Below are 20,798 nucleotides of genomic sequence, written 5' to 3'. Positions count from 1 at the left end.
TACCCTGTGATGAGTTTCAGTGCCTCATCACAGGGCCGGGCTTATACGAAGCAGAGTGACAGCGACTCGGCGATGTAAGCGGGTTTTTCCTGGCCTTCGATTTCCAGGGTCGCCGTGGCCTTGAACAGCCATTGGCCGGGTTTTTTCTCGGTGACGTCCGTCAGCGTCACGTTCAGGCGCACCTTGGAATTGACCTTGACCGGCTGGATAAAGCGCACGCTGTCCAGGCCATAATTGACGGCCATTTTCAGGCCTTCGGGCATGATCAGGATGTCTTCCATCAACTTGGGCATCAGCGACAGCGACAGGAAACCGTGGGCAATCGTGCTGCCAAACGGGGTTTGCGCGGCCTTGACCGGGTCGACATGGATGAACTGATGATCGCCGGTGGCCTCTGCGAACAGGTTGATCCGCGCCTGGTCGATGGTGAGCCATTCGGAACGTCCCAGTTCCTTGCCGACATAATCTTTGAGCTGCGCTACAGGTACATAGGGCATTGCGTCTCTCCTTGGTTCATCGGTTTTTATAGGTAGGCGAAATCCATCTTAGATCATCATGGGCAACAGGCTCGGTCAACCCACCATGCTTTTGGCGAATGCCGGAGCATAGGGCGGGCGTGCTTATAATGCGGGCGGGTTTTGACGGGGGAGAGAACGGATGCTGTTACGTGGGCTGACATGGCTGGTGCTGTTCCAATTGATCGGCACGGCGATCAACCATTTGCTGCTGCCGATATTGCCGGGGCCGATTATCGGCTTGCTGCTGCTGCTCGGCTTCCTGATCTGCACTGGCGAAGTCGGCGAGCCCCTGAGCCTGGCGGCCGGCAGCCTGCTGCGTTATCTGCCGCTGCTGCTGGTGCCGCCGGCGGTGGGGGTGATGGTCTATGCCAAGGACATCGCGGCGGACTTCTGGGCCATCGTCGGCGCGCTGGTGCTGTCGCTGGTGATCGCCATGGGGTTTGTCGGTGTGCTGATGCAGCGCATGGTCAAGCGCAAGGAGAAGGATCAATGATCTTCGACTGGCACGGCGCGTGGGCCGCAGTGATTCACCACCCCTTGTTCGGCATTGGTATTACCCTCGGCGCCTATCAGTTGGTGCTGGCCGGTTTCGAGAAAACCCGTTGGATCTTCCTGCAGCCGGTGCTGGTGTCCATGCTGCTGGTGATCGGCATCTTGCTCACCTGTGGCCTGAGTTACGCCGAGTACCGCAAGAGCACCGAGATCATGGGCACCTTGCTCGGCCCCGCGACCGTGGCGCTGGCGGTGCCGCTTTATCTGAACCTGCGGCGCATTCGTCAATTGTTCTGGCCGATTTTTACTACGCTGGTGATAGGCGGGGTGTTGGCCACCGGCCTGTGTGTGCTGCTGGGCTGGTGGTTTGGCGCCGAGCACATGATGCTGATGACCATGGCGCCCAAGTCGGTGACGTCGCCGATTGCCATGCTGGTGGCCGAGCAGATCGGCGGCGTGGCGGCCTTGGCCGCGGTGTTTGTGCTGATCACCGGCGTGGTCGGCGCAATGGTCGGCCCGGCGCTGTTGTCGCGCCTGGGGGTGCACAGTCCCGAGGCGCGCGGCATGGCACTGGGCATGACTGCCCACGCCGTCGGCACCTCGGTGGCATTGCAGGAAAGTGAAGAGTGCGGTGCCTTTGCGGCGCTGGCCATGAGTCTGATGGGCGTGGCTACGGCGGTGTTCCTGCCGCTGGCTGTGTCGGTGATCGTTTAAACCGGGTTTAAGGAAACCTTTATGAGTCTGGCGCTGTTTCCGCTCAATACCGTGTTGTTCCCTGGCTGCACCCTCGACTTGCAACTGTTCGAGGCGCGCTATCTGGACATGATCAGCCGCTGCATGAAAAAGGGCGAAAGCTTCGGCGTGGTGTGCATCCTCGACGGCAAGGAAGTGGGCCTGGCCCCGGATGGCTACGCGTTGATTGGCTGCGAAGCGTTGATCCGCGACTTCAAGCAACAGGACAACGGCCTGCTGGGGATTCGTGTCGAAGGCGGGCGGCGTTTCCGCGTGCTTGATGCCGGGGTGCAGAAGGACCAGTTGCTGCTGGCCGAGGTGCAATGGCTGGACGAGGCGCCGGACCAGCCGCTGGAAGAGGAGGATGCCGACCTGCTGGCGTTGCTCCAGGCGCTGGCCGAGCATCCGATGGTGGCCTCGCTGGACATGGACACCCACGCCGACGGCCAGCAAGCCCTGGGCAACCAGTTGGCCTATCTACTGCCGTTCACCGAGGCCGACAAGATCGACCTGCTGCAACTCGACGATCCGCAGCAGCGCCTGGATGCGATCCAGATGTTGCTCGACGAGTTGCAGGGCGAGCTCTTCACTCAATAGGCGTATCGCAGCAGCGCGTGAGGCGTGCCGGTGAGGGCGATAAAGCTCAGTACCGCGACGATGGCCGGCAACAGTAACCACCAGGCTTTGCGCGACAAGGCTGGCAGTGGGCTGCGCTGCTGGCTGAGGCTCAGGCTGAAGGCGCAGACGCTCATCGCCAGCAGGGTACCGGCGAGGATGTCGGTCGGCCAGTGCACGCCCAGGTAGACCCGCGACAAGGCGATGAACGCGGCGGGAATGCAGCCCAGCAGGAGCCAGGTCATGCGCAGTCGTGTCGGTTGCCCAAGGCCGGCCAGCATCGCCAGCGCCAGGAAAAATGCGAAAGAGCCCGACGCATGGCCGCTGGGCATGCTGAAGCTGGTCAGCGGGTCGGTGAGGATCTCCGGGCGGCCACGGGCGAAAAACAACTTGGCGGCGGTGTTGATCACGGCGGCGCCGGCCAGCGTGGCGCCGACAAACACCGCATGGCGCCATTGCCGGGCCAGCAGCAGCAAGCCGGTGAAGATCGCACTGGCAACGAACATCTTCTTGAATTCACCCAGTTGGGTGATCCGCACCATCACTTCGTCCAGCCATGGGCTGCGGTGCTCTTGTACCAGCGCGATCAGGCCCTGGTCGAAGTCATTGAGGTGGGGGTAGCCGATAAACAGCGCGATCAACAGCGTCAGGCTGGCGCAACCCACCCACAGCGTGGCCCGCCGATGGCCGCGCAGGCTGCTGTTCAGGCTCAGTCCCAGCAATATGGCGATAGATGCCGCGACAACCGCCGCTTCCGGCCAGAATCCCTCCGGCAATGGCAGGCGCAACGCCGCACCGGTCGCCCAGCCGGGCAGCAGGTAGGCCACCGACCAGCCAGCGCCCGCCAGAATACTCACGGCGACGAAGCGGGGGAGCGGCATGTCGCACATGCCGGCAACCATCGGCAGCATAGGGCGCAAGGGGCCGATAAAACGTCCGACCAGCAGGCTGGCAATGCCGTACTTGTGGAAGTAACTCTCGGCAGCGTTCATCCATTCAGGATGATGGCGCAGGCCGGGCAGGCGCCGGATGTTCTGATGGAAGTGTCGGCCAAGGAAGTAGGAAATTGCGTCGCCGAGCAAGCCGCCGAGAAAGCCCAGCAACAGGGTTTCACTCAATGACAGTGCACCGCTGCCGGCGAGTGCGGCGATCGCAAACAGCATCACCGTGCCCGGCACGATCAACCCGGCGATGGCCAGGCACTCCACGCACGCGACGATAAACACTGCCGCCGCCAGCCATTCGGGGTTGAGGGTCAGCCAGCCGGTGACGCTATCGAGCCATTGGCCCATACAAATCCACTCCATCTATTCTATTCAGCTTGCGCGCTTGGTAATGCGTAGCCCGAAACACTGAAGATCAAACTGTGGGAGCGGGCTTGCTCGCGAAAGCGGTGTATCGGTTGATAAAATCGGTGACTGAGCCACCGCTTTCGCGAGCAAGCCCGCTCCCACATGGGGTCTGCTGTGCCTGCGAATTTATGTTCAGCAGGCATAACTGGCCAATCAGTTCACATCAAAAAATAATCGCGACCTTCGACCTGGCCCCTGCGCAGCGGGTTCCGTGTGCAATAAGGCGCGTAGCCCGCATCGACGAAGCGATACATCAGGTGCTCGTCGCGGCCGCTGGGGATGCCCAGGCGGGTGGTCTGGATGGTCTGCGTCGGCACCTGGCCTACGTCTTCAACGTAGAGATTCTGCGGGTCGAAGCGTTTGGCATCCCACATCGGCACCTTCAATCCCAGCGCCTTGCACAACAGCGTCTGGCCCGCACACAGCTTTTGCGCGGCGCGCGGGCTGCCATTGGCATCGGGGTTGTTCAGCAGCATCTGCGCCAGGCTCGCTGGCCCGGACAGTTCATCGACCCATGGATAAGCCGATTTGATCAGCACGGCATTGCCCGGCCCCTGGGCGCTGAAGTTCAGCGAATCACCGCCACGGGCGTAGTACATGTAGATGTGCCCACCGTCCAGAAACAAAGCCTTACGCTTTTCTGTGTAGCCGAGTGAGGCGTGGCTGCCTTTTTCGGCCACGTAATAGGCTTCGGTTTCGATAATTCGCGCCGAAAGCCAGATTTCACCGACACGATGACGTATGACTTTTCCGAGCAATTCCCGCGCGAGAATCTGCGCGTCACGGTCGAAGAAGCTGTCGGGCAGGGCGCTGGCGGGGCGTCGGGTGGCTGAATTGGGCATGGCGGTCAGGGGTTGATACGGCTAAAAGTGACGGAATAGTAACAACTCCCACCTTAATTACCGCTGAACCCCAGGTTTTTACAGTTCATTTCGACCATCCGCCCCTCACCGCTGTCAGTCGAGCGGCGTCACAGCTATAATCTGCCGCTTTCCTCCCTGCCAAGACTCCCTGACTATGACTGAGTCCGTTCTTGACTACATGACCCGCCTGGGTCGCGCTGCCCGTCAGGCCTCGCGGTTGATCGCCCGTGCGAGCACTGCGCAGAAGAATCGCGCCCTCCTGGCGGCCGCCGACGCTCTGGATGCCTCGCGCTCCGAGCTCAGCGCCGCCAACGAACTGGACCTGGCCAACGGCCGCGCCAATGGCCTGGAGCCGGCACTGCTGGACCGCCTGGCGCTGACCCCGGCACGTATCGACGACATGATCGAAGGCCTGCGTCAGGTGGCCAAGCTGCCTGACCCCATCGGTGAAATCCGCGATATGCGCTACCTGCCGTCCGGCATCCAGGTCGGCAAGATGCGCGTGCCCCTGGGCGTGATCGGCATCATCTATGAGTCGCGTCCGAACGTGACCATCGACGCTGCGAGCCTGTGCCTCAAGTCCGGCAACGCCACTATCCTGCGTGGCGGCTCCGAAGCCATCAACTCCAATCGCGCCATTGCTACGTGCATCCAGCAGGGCCTGGCCGTGGCCGAATTGCCGGCCGAAGTGGTGCAAGTGGTGGAAACCACCGACCGCGCCGCTGTTGGCGCGTTGATCACCATGCCGGAATTCGTCGACGTGATCGTGCCGCGCGGTGGCAAGAGCCTGATCGAGCGCGTCAGCCGTGATGCCAAGGTGCCGGTGATCAAGCACCTGGACGGCGTGTGCCACGTGTACATCGACATCGCTGCCGACATCGACAAGGCGATCCGCATCGCCGACAACGCCAAGACCCACCGCTACGCCCCGTGCAACACCATGGAAACCCTGCTGGTGCACGCCGGCATTGCCGAGCGCGTGCTGCCGCCGCTGGCTGCCATCTACCGGGATAAAGGTGTGGAATTGCGTGGTTGCGAGCGTACCCGCGCGCTGCTCGGCGCGGACGTGATCGAGGCGACCGAGCTGGACTGGTACACCGAATACACTGCGCCGATCCTGTCGATCAAGATCGTCGATGACCTGGACGAGGCCATCGAGCACATCAACACCTATGGCTCCAAGCACACCGACGCGATCGTCTCCGAGCATTTCAGCGATGCGCGGCGTTTCCTCAACGAAGTGGACTCCGCTTCGGTGATGATCAACGCCTCGACGCGTTTTGCCGACGGCTTCGAGTATGGCCTGGGCGCCGAGATCGGTATTTCCACCGACAAGCTCCACGCCCGCGGCCCGGTTGGCCTCGAAGGCCTGACCAGCGAGAAGTACGTGGTGTTCGGCGACGGTCACGTGCGCACTTGATGGCTAAACGCATCGGGCTGCTCGGCGGTACTTTCGACCCCGTGCACATCGGCCATTTGCGCAGTGCCCTGGAAGTCGCGGATGCCCTCGCGCTGGATGAGTTGCGCCTGATCCCCAATTTCCGGCCGCCGCACCGCGATACACCGCAGGTGTCGCCGCAGCAGCGCCTGGAAATGGTGCGCCTTGCCGTTGAAGGCATCGCGCCGCTGGTGGTGGACGACCGTGAGCTCAAGCGCGATAAACCGTCCTACACTGTTGACACCCTGGAGCTGATGCGCGCCGAACTGGCCGCCGATGACCAGTTGTTTTTGCTTCTGGGCTGGGACGCATTTTGCGGCCTGCCCTCTTGGCATCGCTGGGAGGAACTCCTCCAGCATTGCCACATCCTGGTTCTGCAACGCCCGGATGCCGACAGCGAACCGCCGGATGCCTTGCGCAACCTGCTGGCCGCGCGGTCGGTAAGTGACCCCTTGGCCCTGACCGGGCCGAACGGGAATATTGCATTCGTCTGGCAGACCCCGCTTGCGGTGTCCGCCACCCAGATCCGTCAACTGCTGGCCAGCGGTAAGTCGGTACGTTTCCTGGTGCCTGACGCGGTCCTGGCCTACATCGATGCGCACGGGCTTTACCGTGCGTCGAACTGAAAAGGCGTGCTTGAACGTACGAACAGTCGTACAGCGAGCACCCGAACATACGAGCAAAACGAGTTTTATATGACGAACAAAGACGTAAGCAAAGTTAAGCGCAAAGGCACCTTCAAAAGCGCCCCGCTGCCGGTTGAAGCCCACGTTGGCCCAGAGCTGGCTGGCGAAGAGCTGGTCAAAGTCGCCGTGGCGGCCCTGGAAGACGTCAAGGCCCAGGACATCCAGGTGCTGGACGTGCGTGACAAGCAAAGCATCACCGACTTCATGATCATCGCCACCGGTACGTCGAACCGTCAGATCGGCGCGATGCTCGATAAAGTCCGCGAAGCCGTCAAAGCCCAAGGCGTCAAGCCGCTGGGTGAAGAAGGCAAGGGCGACAGCGACTGGGTCCTGCTGGATATGGACGACGTGATCGTTCACATGATGACCGCCAGCGCCCGTCAGTTCTACGACCTCGAGCGTCTGTGGAAAGGCGCCGAGCAGAGCCGTGCCGCCGATGGCAAGCACCACAGCCCGGAAGTGGGCCACGCGCACTTCGACAAGCTGAACAAAGACCAGGAATAAGGAACGGCTGTGCGCCTGCGTCTGATTGCTGTCGGTTCACGCATGCCCAAGTGGGTAGAAGAAGGCTGGCACGAGTATGCCAAGCGTCTGCCCGCCGAGCTGTCGCTGGAACTGGTGGAGATACCGCTCAATACCCGGGGCAAGAATGCCGATGTGGCGCGCTTTATCCGTCAGGAAGGCGAAGCCATGTTGGCCAAGGTCGGCCCCAACGAGCGCATTGTCACCCTCGAGGTGCACGGCAAACCCTGGAGCACCGAGCAGTTGGCGGTGGAACTGGATCGCTGGCGCCTGGATTCGCGCACGGTCAACTTCATGGTCGGTGGCCCCGAGGGGCTGGCGCCGGAAGTCTGTGCGCGGGCGGACCAGCGCTGGTCGCTGTCGGCGCTCACGTTGCCGCACCCGTTGGTAAGGATTCTGATCGGTGAACAGCTGTATCGCGCCTGGACAGTCCTGTCCGGGCACCCTTACCACAAATAGCCTGCGCCCCTCCCGATGACCCAGCCGATCCGCATCAAGGACCACGAGAAAGACGCACGTCTGGTACGCGCTCGCGTGGTGTTTGGTGCGTTTCTGGTGGTGGGGTTGATCGGCGTGCTGATCGCGCGCCTGTATTTCCTGCAAGTGATCCAGTACGACTATCACTCCACGCTGTCGGAAAACAACCGGGTGCATGTGCAGCCGATTCCACCGACCCGTGGGCTGATCTTCGACCGCAATGGCGTGGTGGTCGCGGACAACCGGCCCAGCTTCAGCCTGAGCATGACCCGCGAGCGTTCCGGCGATTGGCAGCAGGTCCTCGATGTGATCGTCGAAGTGCTGCAACTGACCCCGGAAGACCGGGTGGTCTTCGAAAAACGCATGAAGCAGGGGCGCCGGCCATTTGAGCCGGTGCCGATCCTGTTTGAGTTGACCGAAGAGCAGATCGCCCGGATCGCGGTGAACCAGTTCCGTTTGCCAGGTGTGGAAGTGGTGGCGCAGTTGGTACGGCATTACCCGCAAGGGCCGCACTTTGCCCACTCCGTCGGCTACATGGGGCGGATCAACGAGAAAGAGCTGAAAAGCCTCGATCCGGTCAATTACAGCGGCACCCACCATATCGGCAAGACCGGCATCGAGCGTTTCTACGAGCCGGAACTGCACGGCCAGGTGGGTTACGAGGAAGTCGAGACCAATGCCCGTGGCCGTGTGCTGCGGGTGCTCAAACGCACCGACCCGGTGCCGGGCAAGGACATCGTGTTGAGCCTGGACATCAAGCTGCAGGAAGCGGCGGAGATGGCCCTGGGCGGGCGGCGTGGTGCCGTCGTGGCGCTGGACCCGGCAACGGGCGAAGTGCTGGCGATGGTCAGCCAGCCGAGTTTCGACCCCAACCTGTTTGTCACTGGTATCAGCTTCAAGGCGTATGCCGAGTTGCGCGATTCGATCGACCGGCCACTGTTCAACCGCGTGTTGCGCGGCCTGTATCCACCGGGCTCGACGATCAAGCCGGCGGTGGCGATTGCCGGGCTCGACGCGGGCGTGGTCACGGCCTCCAGCCGGGTGTTCGACCCGGGCTACTACATGCTGCCCAACTACGATCACAAATACCGCAACTGGAACCGTACCGGTGACGGCTATGTCGATTTGGACACCGCGATCATGCGCTCCAACGACACCTATTTTTACGACCTGGCCCACAAGCTGGGGATCGACCGCCTCTCTGCCTACATGGGCAAGTTCGGCCTTGGCCAGAAAGTCTCCCTGGACATGTTCGAAGAATCCCCTGGCCTGATGCCATCGCGGGAATGGAAGCGCGCGACCCGCCGCCAGGCCTGGTTCCCCGGCGAAACCCTGATCCTCGGGATCGGCCAGGGCTACATGCAGGCCACGCCGTTGCAACTGGCCCAGGCCACCGCGCTGGTGGCCAACAAAGGCATCTGGAACCGTCCGCACCTGGCCAAGACCATCGAAGGCGAGAAACCGGTGGACGAAAACCCGATTGCCGACATCGTGCTGCGCGACCCGTCTGACTGGACCAAGGTCAACCACGGCATGCAGCAAGTGATGCACGGCGCCCGTGGCACCGCGCGCAAGGCGGCGATTGGCGCGCAATACCGCATCGCCGGCAAGAGTGGTACGGCCCAGGTGGTCGCGATCAAGCAGGGCGAGAAGTATGACCGCTCCAAGGTCCAGGAGCGCCACCGTGACCACGCCTTGTTTGTCGGCTTCGCGCCGGCGGATGATCCGAAGATCGTGGTCGCGGTGATGGTCGAGAACGGCGAGTCCGGCTCCGGTGTCGCCGCCCCCGTGGTGCGCCAAGTGATGGACGCCTGGCTGTTGGCCGACGACGGCAGGCTAAAGCCCGAATATGGCGGCCCCCCTTCAAGCACCGAGGTTACGGCCAGTGAAGAGTAATTTTGACCGCATCCTCTCCAGCGAGGATGTGATGCGTCGCCGCGCGACGTTGTTGCAACGCATGCACATCGATGGCCCGTTGCTGATCCTGCTGCTGACCCTGGCGGCCGGCAGCCTGTTTGTCCTGTATTCGGCCAGCGGCAAGAACTGGGACCTGCTGATCAAGCAAGCGTCGTCGTTCGGCCTGGGCCTGTTGTCGATGGTGGTGATTGCCCAGCTGGAGCCGCGATTCATGGCGCGCTGGGTGCCGCTCGGTTATGTGGCCGGTGTGCTGCTGCTGGTGGTGGTGGATGTGATGGGGCACAACGCCATGGGCGCGACCCGCTGGATCAACATTCCGGGGGTGATTCGCTTCCAGCCGTCGGAATTCATGAAGATCCTGATGCCGGCGACCATCGCCTGGTACCTGTCCAAGCGCACCTTGCCGCCGCAGCTCAAGCACGTGGGTATCAGCCTGATCCTGATCGGCATACCGTTCATCCTGATTGTGCGCCAGCCCGACCTCGGCACCTCGCTGCTGATTCTCGCGGGCGGTGCGTTCGTGCTGTTCATGGGCGGCTTGCGCTGGCGCTGGATTCTCAGCGTGCTGGCCGCCGCCGTGCCCGTGGCGATCGCCATGTGGTTCTTCTTTATGCACGACTATCAGAAGCAGCGGATTCTCACGTTCCTCGACCCGGAAAGCGATCCGCTGGGCACCGGCTGGAACATCATCCAGTCGAAGGCCGCCATCGGCTCCGGCGGCGTGTTCGGCAAGGGCTGGCTGCTCGGCACCCAGTCGCACCTGGACTTCCTGCCGGAAAGCCATACCGACTTCATTATTGCGGTGATGGGCGAAGAGTTCGGCCTGGTGGGCATTTGCGCGCTGTTGCTGATCTACCTGCTGTTGATTGGTCGCGGCCTGGTGATCACCGCCCAGGCGCAGACGCTGTTCGGCAAACTGCTGGCCGGCGCCTTGACCATGACTTTTTTTGTTTACGTTTTCGTCAACATCGGTATGGTCAGTGGCCTGCTGCCGGTGGTTGGGGTGCCGTTGCCGTTCATTAGCTACGGCGGAACTTCGCTGGTGACATTGCTGTCAGCGTTTGGGGTTTTGATGTCGATTCATACGCATCGCAAATGGATCGCACAGGTTTGAATAAGGTGAAGATGTCAATGCAAGTAATGCGCGGCTGGGCGACTCGGCACGCGTCCTGGATGGGCCTGATTGGCCTGCTGGGCGCAACGCAAGAGGCGCAGGCCGGTGACTACGATGGTTCACCCCAGGTCGCCGAATTTGTCGGTGAAATGACCCGCGACTACGGTTTTGCCGGCGAACAGCTGATGGGCGTGTTTCGCGAGGCCCAGAAAAAGCAGGCGATCCTCGACGCCATCTCCCGCCCGGCCGAACGCGTGAAGCAGTGGAAGGAATATCGCCCGATGTTCCTCACCGACGCCCGTGTGGCGCGGGGCGTGGACTTCTGGCGCCAGCACGAAGCGGTGCTGGCCCGCGCCGAGCAGGAATACGGCGTGCCAGCCCAGGTCATCGTGGCGATCATTGGCATTGAAACCTTTTACGGGCGCAATACCGGCAGTTACCGGGTGATCGACGCGTTGTCGACCCTGGGCTTCGACTACCCGCCGCGCGCCGAATTCTTCCGCAAGGAACTGCGCGAGTTCCTGCTGCTGGCCCGCGAAGAGCAGGTCGACCCGTTGACCCTCAAGGGCTCCTACGCCGGTGCGATGGGCTTGCCGCAGTTCATGCCGAGCAGTTTTCGCGCCTATGCAGTGGACTTTGACGGCGACGGGCATATCAATATCTGGAGTAACCCGGACGATGCCATCGGCAGCGTGGCCAGCTACTTCAAGCGTCATGGCTGGGTGGCCGGCGAACCTGTGGTGATCCGCGCGGATGTCAGCGGGGAGCGCGCCGATGAAGGCCTGACCCAGGGCATCGAGCCGGCCAAGACGGTCGGGGAGTTGCGGGCGCTGGGCTGGTCGAGTCAGAATGCGCTGCCTGATGATATGCCGGTCACGGCATTCCGTCTTGAGGGCGAAAACGGCCCGGAATACTGGATGGGCCTGAAGAATTTCTACGCAATCACGCGTTATAACCGCAGTGTGATGTACGCCATGGCCGTGCATCAGCTGTCAGACATGCTGGTCCAAGCACGGGGCAACAAGTAATGCGGGTATCGCCGATCAACAAACCGCTCAAGCTGGTGGCGTTTGCCGCGTTGTCCTTGCTGGTTGTCAGTTGCTCCACCAGCCGAGGTCCGGCGCAGAAGTCCGGGGGGGCGGTAGTCCGTTCCCAGCCGGGCCTGGACATCAACCGCGCGCACAAAGACGGCGCGCCGTGGTGGGACGTCGATGTCTCGAAAATCCCGGATGCCACGCCAACCCTGCACACCGGGCCCTACAAGGCCAACCCGTATACCGTGCTGGGCAAGAATTACTTCCCGTTGCAAGAATCCAAGACCTACGTGCAATCGGGCACGGCGTCCTGGTACGGCACCAAGTTCCATGGCCAGAACACCGCCAACGGCGAAGTGTATGACCTGTACGGCATGAGCGCGGCCCACAAGACCTTGCCGCTGCCCAGCTATGTACGGGTGACCAACCTGGACAACAACCGCACGGTGATCCTGCGGGTCAACGACCGTGGGCCGTTCTATTCGGATCGCATCATCGACCTGTCCTACGCCGCCGCGAAGAAGCTCGGCTATGCCGAAACCGGCACGGCGCGGGTGAAGGTCGAAGGCATCGACCCGGCGCAATACTGGGCCCAGCGTGGCAAGCCGGCGCCGTTGATGCTCAATGAGCCGACCACCCAGCAACCGCAAGTCAACGCGTCGGCTGGCAAGATCGAACAGTGGACGCCACCGCCGCAGCAACACGCACCGGACACCGTGGTTGTACCGCGGGCCGCGCCTGGCGCCTCGCTTGCGGGCGGGCAATACCTGCAGGTGGGCGCTTTCGCCAACCCGGATGCGGCAGAGCTGTTAAGGTCGAAACTCAGCGGCATGGTCAACGCGCCGGTTTTCATCAGCTCCATCGTGCGTAACCAGCAGACCCTGCACCGCGTGCGCATGGGCCCGATCAGCTCGCCAAGCGAAGTCGCGCAAGTACAGAACAGTGTGCGTCTGGCCAACCTGGGGCAACCCAGCGTGGTCACCGCCGAATAACAGAGGATTGATGGCTCGGGCGCGCATGCGTGCCTGAGCCGTGGTTGTTGGCTCGTTGAACAATAAAACCCAGGGGCAAGGGGTGAGCGGGCAACCGAACACGCGACAGTCTGGTAGCGGGCTGTCTGAATAAGTTTTGCCCGAGAGGGCAAGTTTCCATAAGCAATTTCGAGAGACGGATGAACATCACCACCTTAGCCAAACGCACGTGCCTGCTTCTTTCGCTGATCATCACCCCGGCCGCCTGGGCGGTCGAAATGGTGCCGGCTTCCCCGCAACTGGCTGCCAAGGCCTGGGTCCTCATGGATGCCGCCAGCGGCAACGTGCTGGTCGAGAGCAACGGTGACCAGCGTCTGCCCCCAGCCAGCCTGACCAAGCTGATGACCGCCTACATCGCGACCCTGGAAATCCGTCGCGGCCAGATCGGCGAAAACGATCCAGTGACCGTCAGCGAAAACGCCTGGCGCACCGGCGGTTCGCGGATGTTCATCAAGGTTGGCTCGCAGGTGACTGTCAGCGACCTGCTGCACGGCATCATCATCCAGTCCGGCAACGATGCCAGCGTGGCCCTGGCCGAGCACATCGCCGGCAGCGAAGATGCGTTCGCCGACATGATGAACAAAACCGTCGCTGACCTGGGCATGACCAACAGCCACTTCATGAACCCGACCGGCCTGCCGAACCCGGAGCACTACTCGTCGGCTCACGACATGGCGATCCTGGCGCGCGCGATCATTCGTGTCGACCCGGTGCACTACGCGATCTACTCCCAGAAAGAATTCTTCTGGAACAACATCAAGCAACCTAACCGCAACCTGTTGCTGTGGCGTGACAAGACCGTCGATGGCCTGAAAACCGGTCACACCGACGAAGCCGGTTACTGCATGGTGTCGTCCGCCGTACGTGATGGCCAACGCCTGATCGCCGTGGTCTTCGGCACCAACAGCGAGCAGGCCCGTGCGGCCGAGACGCAAAAACTGCTGACCTACGGTTTCCGTTTCTTCGAAACCCAGACCTTCTACCAGAAGGGTGCCGAACTGGCACAGGCGCCGGTTTGGAAGGGCGCGACCCACCAAGTCAAGGCCGGCCTGGCTGAAGACCTGACCCTGACCATGCCAAAAGGCCAGCTGAAAAAGCTCGCCGCCAGCATGACCATGAACCCGCAATTGGTTGCTCCAATCGCCAAGGGTGATGTGATCGGTAAAGTCGAAGTGAAGCTGGACGACAAGGTGGTGCACAGCGCCGACCTGATCGCGCTGGACGCCGTCGACGAAGGTGGCATCTTCCGCCGCGTGTGGGATAGCATCCGTCTATTCTTCTACGGCTTGTTCAACTGACACTGAGCATCTGCAAAGCCCCGCGTTGATCCGACGCGGGGCTTTGTCGTCGCCAAGGCTTACGCTTACGAGGCCGTTACGCCATGACCGATACCGAAGTAAAGGCGCCAAAGATCGAATTCCCAGTGACGGACTATCCCGTCAAAGTGATCAGCGATACCGGCGTGGGCAACAAAGACAAGATTATCGAGATCGTGCGTAAACACGCGACGATCAACGACAACCGGGTGGACGAGCGTTCGAGCACCAACGGTAAATACACCACGATCCAGTTGCACATCGTTGCGACCGGTCAAGACCAGCTCTACGACATCAACAGCGAACTGCGGGCCACCGGCTTCGTGCACATGGTGCTTTGATGCCAGGCGTCCTGGGCTTTCGCGAGCTCGGCCAGATGGCCTACGAGCCGGTCTGGCATGCCATGCAGCGGTTCACCAACGAGCGCGGTACGTCGGCCCCGGACGAAATCTGGCTGGTCGAACACCCGCCGGTGTTTACCCAGGGCCAGGCCGGCAAGGCCGAGCACCTGCTGGTGCCGGGGGATATTCCGGTGGTGCAGGTCGACCGAGGTGGCCAAGTGACTTACCATGGCCCCGGACAACTTGTCGCATACCTCTTGCTGGATGTGCGCAAGCTGGGGTTTGGCGTGCGTGATCTGGTCAGCCGCATGGAGGCTTGCCTGATCGAGCTTTTGGCCAGCTACGGCGTGAGCGCTGCGGCCCAGCCCGATGCCCCGGGCGTGTATGTGGATGGCGCGAAAATCGCCTCCCTGGGCTTGAGGATTCGCCACGGTTGTTCGTTTCATGGCCTGGCCCTGAACGTGGACATGGACCTCGCACCGTTTCGCCGGATCAACCCGTGCGGCTATGCCGGGCTGGCGATGACCCAGCTGAGCGAACACGCCACACCGATTAAATTTGCCGAGGTAAGTGCCCGGCTGCGTGCGCAGCTCGTCAAACACCTCGACTATGCTGAGCAGACGACCCTTACGGGCGGAATCGACTGATTATGACTACTGATGCAGTGCAAACCATGATCCCGACGGTGGACGTTACCGAACGTCCGGCCCCGGCCCCGCGTGCCAAGGTGGAAGCCGGCGTCAAGCTGCGCGGCGCCGAGAAGGTTGCACGCATCCCGGTGAAGATCATTCCGACCACCGAACTGCCGAAGAAACCCGACTGGATTCGCGTGCGCATCCCGGTTTCGCCGGAAGTCGACCGTATCAAGGCCCTGCTGCGCAAGCACAAGCTGCACAGCGTGTGCGAAGAAGCCTCGTGCCCGAACCTGGGTGAGTGTTTCTCCGGCGGCACCGCCACCTTCATGATCATGGGTGACATCTGCACCCGTCGTTGCCCGTTCTGCGACGTGGGCCACGGCCGACCGAAGCCACTGGACGTCAACGAGCCGGAAAGCCTGGCCATCGCCATCGCCGACCTGCGCCTCAAGTATGTGGTGATTACCTCCGTTGACCGCGACGACCTGCGTGACGGCGGTGCCCAGCACTTTGCCGACTGCATCCGCGAGATCCGCAAGCTGTCGCCGAACGTGATGCTCGAAACCCTGGTTCCGGACTACCGTGGCCGCATGGACGTGGCGCTGGAAATCACCGCCGCCGAGCCGCCGGATGTGTTCAACCACAACCTGGAAACCGTGCCACGCCTGTACAAGGCGGCGCGTCCGGGGTCGGACTATCAGTGGTCGCTGACCCTGCTGCAGAAATTCAAGCAGATGATGCCGCACATCCCAACCAAATCCGGCCTGATGCTGGGCCTGGGCGAGACCGACGAAGAAGTCATCGAAGTCATGAAGCGCATGCGCGAACACGACATCGACATGCTGACCCTGGGCCAGTACCTGCAACCGTCCCGCAGCCACTTGCCGGTGCAACGTTTCGTGCACCCGGACACCTTCGCCTGGTTCGCCGAGGAAGGCTACAAGATGGGCTTCAAGAACGTCGCGTCGGGCCCGTTGGTGCGTTCTTCGTACCACGCTGACGAGCAGGCCAAACTGGTCAAGGCGAGCCTGGTTTCGTAAATATCGCTGCTCAAATTTGGGAGTGGGCTTGTGTGGGAGCTGGCTTGCCTGCGATAGCATCACCTCGGTGCGACTGATACACCGAGGTGCCTGCATCGCAGGCAAGCCCGCTCCCACATTTCGTTCTGCGTTATTTAGGGAGAATTGTGGATGAGCATTGCCGTACCTGCGTTGCGACCAGAAGGCACCATCGCCCTGATCGCCCCCGCCGGCCCTGCCGCACTGGACGTCGAAAAAGCCGGCCAATGGATGCGCGCCCGAGGCTACGACCTGCACATCTTCCCTGGCGTCTACGAGCGCGACGGCTACCTCGCCGGCAGCGATGAAGTGCGCCTGCGCGACCTCCACGCCGCCTTCGCCAGCCCTGAGATCGACGCCATCTTCTGCCTGCGCGGCGGCTACGGTACGCCACGTCTGCTCGATGGCCTGGATTTCAACCTGCTGCGCGCCAATCCCAAACCGTTTGTGGGCTACAGCGACATCACCGCCCTGCACCTGGCGATCAGCCGCTACGCCGGCTTTGTGACCTTCCACGGGCCGATGCTCAATGCCGACCTGCTGGGCGGCAAGCAACCGCCGACCGAGTCTTCGCTACTGGGCCTGCTGCGCGGCGATCTCGGCGCCGGCAGCGTGCTGGCGCACCCGGTGGCCTACCCGTTGACCACGATTGCACCTGGCATCGCTTGTGGGCGCTTGCTGGGGGGGAACTTGTCGATGATCGCAGCGGTGATGGGGACGCCATACGAAATCGATGCCGAGGGCATCATCCTGCTGATCGAGGACGTCAACGAGCCGATTTACCGCATCGACCGCTTGCTCACACACCTGCGCCTGGCAGGCAAGCTGGCCCAGGTGGCGGGGGTGCTGGTGGGCGATGTGGCGGGTGTGGACGGCATGGCGCTGGAGCGGTTGCTCAAGCAGACCTTTGAACCGCTGTGCATTCCAGTGTTGGCCGGTTGGCGCAGTGGGCATTGTGATCCGAACCTGACGCTGCCGATGGGCGCGTTGGTGCGGTTGGATGCGGGGGAGCAGCGGGTGGTGTTGGAACAGGATGTGGTCTTTAAATAGTTGTTGCTTGTGATGCCGCTATCGCAGGCAAGCCAGCTCCCACATTCAACCCTGTACATCCTTTGGAATGCGGTTGAATGTGGGAGCTGGCCTGCCTGCGATAGCGGCAGTAGCCATAAGCAGATCTAGCGGTTCTGCAAAGACTCCAGCAGTTTCACCGTCGGATACCCATCCGCGGGCCATCCCAGCGCCTGCTGCGCCGCACGGATCGCCTTGCGTGTATTGGCACCGATAATCCCATCCGGGTTGCCCGCGTCATACCCCTTGGCGCTCAGCGCCGTCTGCAGGTCGATGCGCTGGGAGCGACTCAGTGGCAGCTCATCCTTTGGCCAATCGCCCCGAATCACGCCGCCGCCGCCAAAGCGCTCCGACAACAGGCCTACTGCCAACGCGTAGGACGACGAGTTGTTGTACTTGAGGATCGCGCGGAAGTTATCCAGCACCAGGAACGCCGGGCCACGGTAACCCGCCGGCAACAGCAGGGCGGCAGACAGTTGCTCGACGTTCGGCGGCATGCTTGCGCCAAACGGCAGCTGCACGCCGAGTTTCATCCATTCGGCCACGGTCTTGCGCACACCGCCGTCGGCCAGGGCGTAATCGAAATTCGTCGGCAGTTGTTTGACCTCAAAGCCCCACGGCTGGCCTTTCTGCCAGCCGGAGCTTTGCAGGTAGTGGGCGGTGGAGGCGAGGGCGTCGGCCGGGCTGTTCCAGATGTCGCGGCGGCCGTCGCCATCGAAGTCGACGGCGTGGGTGTTGTAGGTGGTCGGGATAAACTGGGTCTGGCCCATGGCGCCGGCCCAGGAGCCTTTCATCTGGTCGGCCTGGATGTCGCCGTGCTGGATGATCTGCAATGCGGCCAGCAATTGCGCCTGGGCAAACGCCGGGCGACGACCTTCGTAGGCCAGGGTTGCCAGTGAGCGGATCACCGAGTTGTTGCCCTGGAACTGGCCGAAGTTGCTCTCCATGCCCCACACCGAGACCAGTGCCTGGCGGTCGACGCCGTAGCGTTCTTCGATGCGTTGCAGGATGTCGGCGTGCTTGATCAGCAGCGCCTGACCGTTGCGCACGCGCAGAGCTGACAGGGCGCCGTCGAGGTATTCCCACACCGGACGGGAAAACTCCGGCTGGCTGCGGTCGGCACGGATCACCGCCATGTCCGGCGTGACATTGGCGAAGGCGTTATCAAAGACGGCGGGGGTGATCCCGGCTTTCAACGCTTGCTCGCGGAAAGCGGCCTGCCATTCGGCAAAGGTCTGGGTCGGCTGTATGTCGAGGTTGTCGACGGCCAGGGGCGCCACGACGGCAGGTGCCGCGACCGGTGCGGCCTGGAGTTTGGGCAGGGGTTGAGCGTCCGCGGCGGTGGGTTTCTCCGCGCAGGCGACGAGCAGAATGAGGCTGGAGGCAGCGATCAGCTGGCGAAGGTGCCAACGACGGGAAAGACAAGAGGGCATGCACAGGTCCAGGGATTACAAATCAGGTGCAGACCTTATCATGCCGAAGGGGCGCTTGCCTTCAGGCAGCCAGAAAGTAAGAAGCCTCCCAGCTATTAGACTGGAAGGCTTCGCGGCGGTAGCTGCCTTTGCCCTTGCCGGCGCGTTCCTGACGGCTGCGGAACAGTGGCTGGGCGATGATGGATTTGGCCTTGTTGGGGCCATGCTTGGATGGCTTTTTGCTCATGCTTGATACTCTCTGGGTGGGTTGGAGCGGTGCAAATCATCTGCCGAAGTTACGCTACTGTAAAGCCCGGCGAAATGTAGGAAAGGTAGACACGGTTAAAACTGTGGGAGCGGGCTTGCTCGTGAATGCGGAGTGTCAGTTTATAGACCAAGTGACTGACCCAACGCATTCGCGAGCAAGCCCGCTCCCACATTGGACTGTGGTGTTTTTGAGGGAGGGGTTATTCGGCAGGCAATGTCAGGCGTTGTCCGGCCATCAGCAGCGACAACCGGCTCAAGCTCATCCATGGCGAACCCGCCGCCTGGCCCTTGATCTGTGCATCGATGCGCTGGGCCTCCAGCAACAGTTGCGCCCAGCGTTGCGCCGAGTGCCGTTGCAGGGCTTTGCTCATCAGGGGCTTGCGCTTGTCCCACACGGGCGGTCGGGCCTGGCTGAAGCACTTGTCCAGCGGCGTGCCCTGGCTGTATTGCAGGGCAATATTGGCCAATACCCGCAGCTCCCGGGCCAGGGCCCAGAGAATCACCGGCGGCTCCACGCCTTCGCCGCGCAGGCCTTCGAGCATGCGCAAGGCGTGGGCAGGTTCGCCATTGAGGATCGCATCCACCAGCCCGAACACGTCAAACCGGGCACTGTCAGCCACCGCACCCTGTACGGTTTCGACAGTGATCTGCCCGTCTTCGGCCATCAGCTTGAGCTTTTCGATCTCCTGGGCGGCGGCCAGCAAGTTGCCCTCGACGCGCGCGGCAATCAGCTCCACGGCGTCTTGCGTCGCCGATAGCCCCGACTGGGACAGGCGCTGACGAATCCACTGCGGCAATTGATTGCTGTCCACCGGCCAGATCTGGATGAACTGGGTTTGCGGACCCTCCACCAGCGCCTTGCCCCACTTGGTTTTCTGCGCACTGCCGTCAAGCTTGGGCAGGCTGATCAGCAGCACCGTGTCTTCGGCGGGGCGTGAGCAGTATTCCATCAAGGCGGCCGCGCCTTTGTCACCCGGCTTGCCCGAAGGCAGGCGCAGTTCCAACAGGCGCTTTTCGGCAAACAGCGACATGCTCGCACCGGCCTGCAGCAACGTGCCCCAGTCGAAACTGGCGTCGGCGGCAAACACCTGGCGCTCGTCGAAACCTTGCTGGCGCGCAGCGGTGCGGATGGCGTCGGCGGCTTCCTGGCACAGCAACGGGTCATCACCGCTGACGATGTAGACAGGCGCAAGGCCACCTTGCAGGTGTTTGGCGAGTTGGGCGGGGGCGAGTTTCATAGGCGGGGCGAACGGGGCGCTTGGGGCGCCCCGCATGGCTTACTCGACAGGGACTTCAACAGGCGATTGTTTCGGCGTGTTGTCTTCGTATTCCTGCGCCGCTTTCAGGGCGTCGGCTTCAGCCTTGGCCTTGTTGTCAGCGGCTTGCTGCAAGGTTTCGAGTTTTTCCGGGGTCAGCATCTGCAGACGCAGGACGACACGTTGTACCAGCTCGCGACGGATTTCCTTGCGGACCTGGATGGTCTCGGAGTCCGAACCGACCAGGTTGTTGCCGTCGTGGCTGACGATTTTCTGTACCACGATCTTGTCGCCCATCAATGGCAAGTGATCGCGGCCCTGGACTTCGATGTTCAGCTCGGTGGCCAGTTCGATGTCCGACGCGCGGCCAGCGCTGGCGTAGCTCAGGTTACGCTGGGTTTCTTTCTCGTTGACCAGGACCAGCTTGTACGTCGCGCCGGTGTAGACGTGCACGCCGCTGTTTTCCAGTACCTGGCGCAGCTGGGTGACGGTATCGCCGTAGGCATCGCGTGCGCTGACGTCCAGTTCCTTGATTGCCAGCTCGTTGGTGCCGGTGCCGCGCAGCTGGAAGCCGCAAGCGCTCAGCAGTACGGCCAGGCCCATCACCAGCAGATTGCGTTTGATCATTGTGTTGCTCCCCTTGAAACCAGATGG

General features: G+C 62.2%; 23 protein-coding genes. 16 read left to right on the top strand and 7 right to left on the bottom strand.

All coding sequences use genetic code 11. The features are described from left to right. Nucleotides 1-41: 41 nt before the first annotated feature. The gene (locus tag IB241_RS14580; RefSeq protein WP_003194496.1) at nucleotides 42-497 is read right to left on the bottom strand and encodes a MaoC family dehydratase; all 456 of its coding nucleotides are present in this window, start codon (nucleotides 495-497) and stop codon (nucleotides 42-44) included. Nucleotides 498-657: 160 nt separating this feature from the next. On the opposite strand from IB241_RS14580, the gene IB241_RS14575 reads away from it, so the two are divergent. The 3 genes from IB241_RS14575 to IB241_RS14565 are packed head-to-tail and all read left to right on the top strand — an operon-like array spanning nucleotide 658 to nucleotide 2,339. Continuing rightward, complete coding sequence (locus IB241_RS14575) at nucleotides 658-1,011, top strand: CidA/LrgA family protein (protein ID WP_192299043.1); 354 nt, start codon at nucleotides 658-660, stop codon at nucleotides 1,009-1,011. Continuing rightward, entirely contained in the window at nucleotides 1,008-1,724 is a 717-nt protein-coding gene (locus tag IB241_RS14570) for an LrgB family protein (protein WP_192299042.1), read from the top strand. The genes IB241_RS14575 and IB241_RS14570 overlap by 4 nt, the downstream gene beginning before the upstream one ends. 21 nt (nucleotides 1,725-1,745) lie before the next feature. Continuing rightward, complete coding sequence (locus IB241_RS14565) at nucleotides 1,746-2,339, top strand: LON peptidase substrate-binding domain-containing protein (protein WP_192299041.1); 594 nt, start codon at nucleotides 1,746-1,748, stop codon at nucleotides 2,337-2,339. Here the strand turns inward: IB241_RS14565 and IB241_RS14560 are convergent. Next, on the bottom strand, nucleotides 2,333-3,649 hold the full coding sequence (locus IB241_RS14560; protein WP_192299040.1) for a bifunctional DedA family/phosphatase PAP2 family protein: 1,317 nt from the start codon (nucleotides 3,647-3,649) through the stop codon (nucleotides 2,333-2,335). The two genes, IB241_RS14565 and IB241_RS14560, sit on opposite strands and share 7 nt — an antisense overlap. Nucleotides 3,650-3,867: 218 nt before the next feature. Next, nucleotides 3,868-4,551 (bottom strand): DNA-3-methyladenine glycosylase, encoded by a 684-nt coding sequence (locus IB241_RS14555; protein WP_192299039.1) that lies wholly within the window; start codon nucleotides 4,549-4,551, stop codon nucleotides 3,868-3,870. Nucleotides 4,552-4,726: 175 nt separating this feature from the next. Here IB241_RS14555 and IB241_RS14550 point away from each other — a divergent pair, with 175 nt between their 5' ends. The 13 genes from IB241_RS14550 (at nucleotide 4,727) to IB241_RS14490 (ending at nucleotide 17,191) form a co-directional block, all read left to right on the top strand. Beyond that, a complete protein-coding gene (locus IB241_RS14550; protein WP_192299038.1) occupies nucleotides 4,727-5,992 on the top strand; it encodes a glutamate-5-semialdehyde dehydrogenase in 1,266 nt (421 codons plus the stop codon). Next, nucleotides 5,992-6,636 (top strand): nicotinate-nucleotide adenylyltransferase, encoded by a 645-nt coding sequence (gene nadD / locus IB241_RS14545; RefSeq protein ID WP_120450098.1) that lies wholly within the window; start codon nucleotides 5,992-5,994, stop codon nucleotides 6,634-6,636. Before IB241_RS14550 ends, nadD begins: the two co-directional genes overlap by 1 nt. A gap of 69 nt (nucleotides 6,637-6,705) precedes the next feature. After that, nucleotides 6,706-7,200 (top strand): ribosome silencing factor, encoded by a 495-nt coding sequence (rsfS, locus tag IB241_RS14540; RefSeq protein WP_192299037.1) that lies wholly within the window; start codon nucleotides 6,706-6,708, stop codon nucleotides 7,198-7,200. A 9-nt stretch (nucleotides 7,201-7,209) separates the two neighbouring features. After that, nucleotides 7,210-7,677: a 23S rRNA (pseudouridine(1915)-N(3))-methyltransferase RlmH gene (gene rlmH / locus IB241_RS14535; protein ID WP_003176297.1), complete on the top strand. Its 468-nt coding sequence runs from the start codon at nucleotides 7,210-7,212 to the stop codon at nucleotides 7,675-7,677. Between the two features lie 15 nt (nucleotides 7,678-7,692). Beyond that, nucleotides 7,693-9,591, top strand: a complete 1,899-nt coding sequence (gene mrdA, locus IB241_RS14530) for a penicillin-binding protein 2 (protein WP_192299036.1) — start codon at nucleotides 7,693-7,695, stop codon at nucleotides 9,589-9,591. Nucleotides 9,592-9,622: 31 nt separating this feature from the next. After that, nucleotides 9,623-10,726: a rod shape-determining protein RodA gene (rodA, locus tag IB241_RS14525; protein WP_050572452.1), complete on the top strand. Its 1,104-nt coding sequence runs from the start codon at nucleotides 9,623-9,625 to the stop codon at nucleotides 10,724-10,726. A 17-nt stretch (nucleotides 10,727-10,743) separates the two neighbouring features. Continuing rightward, nucleotides 10,744-11,754 carry a lytic murein transglycosylase B gene (gene mltB / locus IB241_RS14520; protein WP_192299035.1) on the top strand — a complete coding sequence of 337 codons (1,011 nt, stop codon included), beginning with the start codon at nucleotides 10,744-10,746 and terminating at the stop codon, nucleotides 11,752-11,754. Continuing rightward, a complete protein-coding gene (locus IB241_RS14515) occupies nucleotides 11,754-12,752 on the top strand; it encodes a septal ring lytic transglycosylase RlpA family protein (protein WP_192299034.1) in 999 nt (332 codons plus the stop codon). Before mltB ends, IB241_RS14515 begins: the two co-directional genes overlap by 1 nt. Before the next feature lie 179 nt (nucleotides 12,753-12,931). Continuing rightward, nucleotides 12,932-14,089 (top strand): D-alanyl-D-alanine carboxypeptidase family protein, encoded by a 1,158-nt coding sequence (locus IB241_RS14510; protein WP_192299033.1) that lies wholly within the window; start codon nucleotides 12,932-12,934, stop codon nucleotides 14,087-14,089. A gap of 83 nt (nucleotides 14,090-14,172) precedes the next feature. Next, the gene (locus IB241_RS14505) at nucleotides 14,173-14,448 is read left to right on the top strand and encodes a DUF493 domain-containing protein (RefSeq protein WP_192299032.1); all 276 of its coding nucleotides are present in this window, start codon (nucleotides 14,173-14,175) and stop codon (nucleotides 14,446-14,448) included. Beyond that, on the top strand, nucleotides 14,448-15,095 hold the full coding sequence (gene lipB, locus IB241_RS14500) for a lipoyl(octanoyl) transferase LipB (protein ID WP_192299031.1): 648 nt from the start codon (nucleotides 14,448-14,450) through the stop codon (nucleotides 15,093-15,095). The genes IB241_RS14505 and lipB overlap by 1 nt, the downstream gene beginning before the upstream one ends. A 26-nt stretch (nucleotides 15,096-15,121) precedes the next feature. After that, a complete protein-coding gene (gene lipA / locus IB241_RS14495; protein ID WP_166794335.1) occupies nucleotides 15,122-16,123 on the top strand; it encodes a lipoyl synthase in 1,002 nt (333 codons plus the stop codon). A 150-nt stretch (nucleotides 16,124-16,273) separates the two neighbouring features. Then, the gene (locus IB241_RS14490; RefSeq protein ID WP_192299030.1) at nucleotides 16,274-17,191 is read left to right on the top strand and encodes a S66 peptidase family protein; all 918 of its coding nucleotides are present in this window, start codon (nucleotides 16,274-16,276) and stop codon (nucleotides 17,189-17,191) included. Nucleotides 17,192-17,316: 125 nt separating this feature from the next. On the opposite strand, the gene IB241_RS14485 is transcribed toward IB241_RS14490, so the two are convergent. The 4 genes from IB241_RS14485 to lptE all read right to left on the bottom strand — a co-directional run bounded on the left by IB241_RS14485 (nucleotide 17,317) and on the right by lptE (nucleotide 20,771). After that, a complete protein-coding gene (locus IB241_RS14485; RefSeq protein WP_192299029.1) occupies nucleotides 17,317-18,642 on the bottom strand; it encodes a lytic murein transglycosylase in 1,326 nt (441 codons plus the stop codon). A gap of 61 nt (nucleotides 18,643-18,703) precedes the next feature. Beyond that, nucleotides 18,704-18,868: an alternative ribosome rescue factor ArfA gene (gene arfA / locus IB241_RS14480; RefSeq protein ID WP_003176285.1), complete on the bottom strand. Its 165-nt coding sequence runs from the start codon at nucleotides 18,866-18,868 to the stop codon at nucleotides 18,704-18,706. A 220-nt stretch (nucleotides 18,869-19,088) separates the two neighbouring features. Beyond that, the gene (holA, locus tag IB241_RS14475) at nucleotides 19,089-20,126 is read right to left on the bottom strand and encodes a DNA polymerase III subunit delta (protein WP_192299028.1); all 1,038 of its coding nucleotides are present in this window, start codon (nucleotides 20,124-20,126) and stop codon (nucleotides 19,089-19,091) included. A 39-nt stretch (nucleotides 20,127-20,165) separates the two neighbouring features. Then, complete coding sequence (gene lptE, locus IB241_RS14470) at nucleotides 20,166-20,771, bottom strand: LPS assembly lipoprotein LptE (protein WP_192299027.1); 606 nt, start codon at nucleotides 20,769-20,771, stop codon at nucleotides 20,166-20,168. Between the last annotated feature and the right edge of the window lie 27 nt (nucleotides 20,772-20,798).

The sequence above is a fragment of the Pseudomonas sp. PDM05 genome (genome assembly GCF_014851685.1).
In the GTDB taxonomy this organism is placed as follows: domain Bacteria; phylum Pseudomonadota; class Gammaproteobacteria; order Pseudomonadales; family Pseudomonadaceae; genus Aquipseudomonas.
This window is presented reverse-complemented; position numbering and strand designations above follow the sequence as displayed.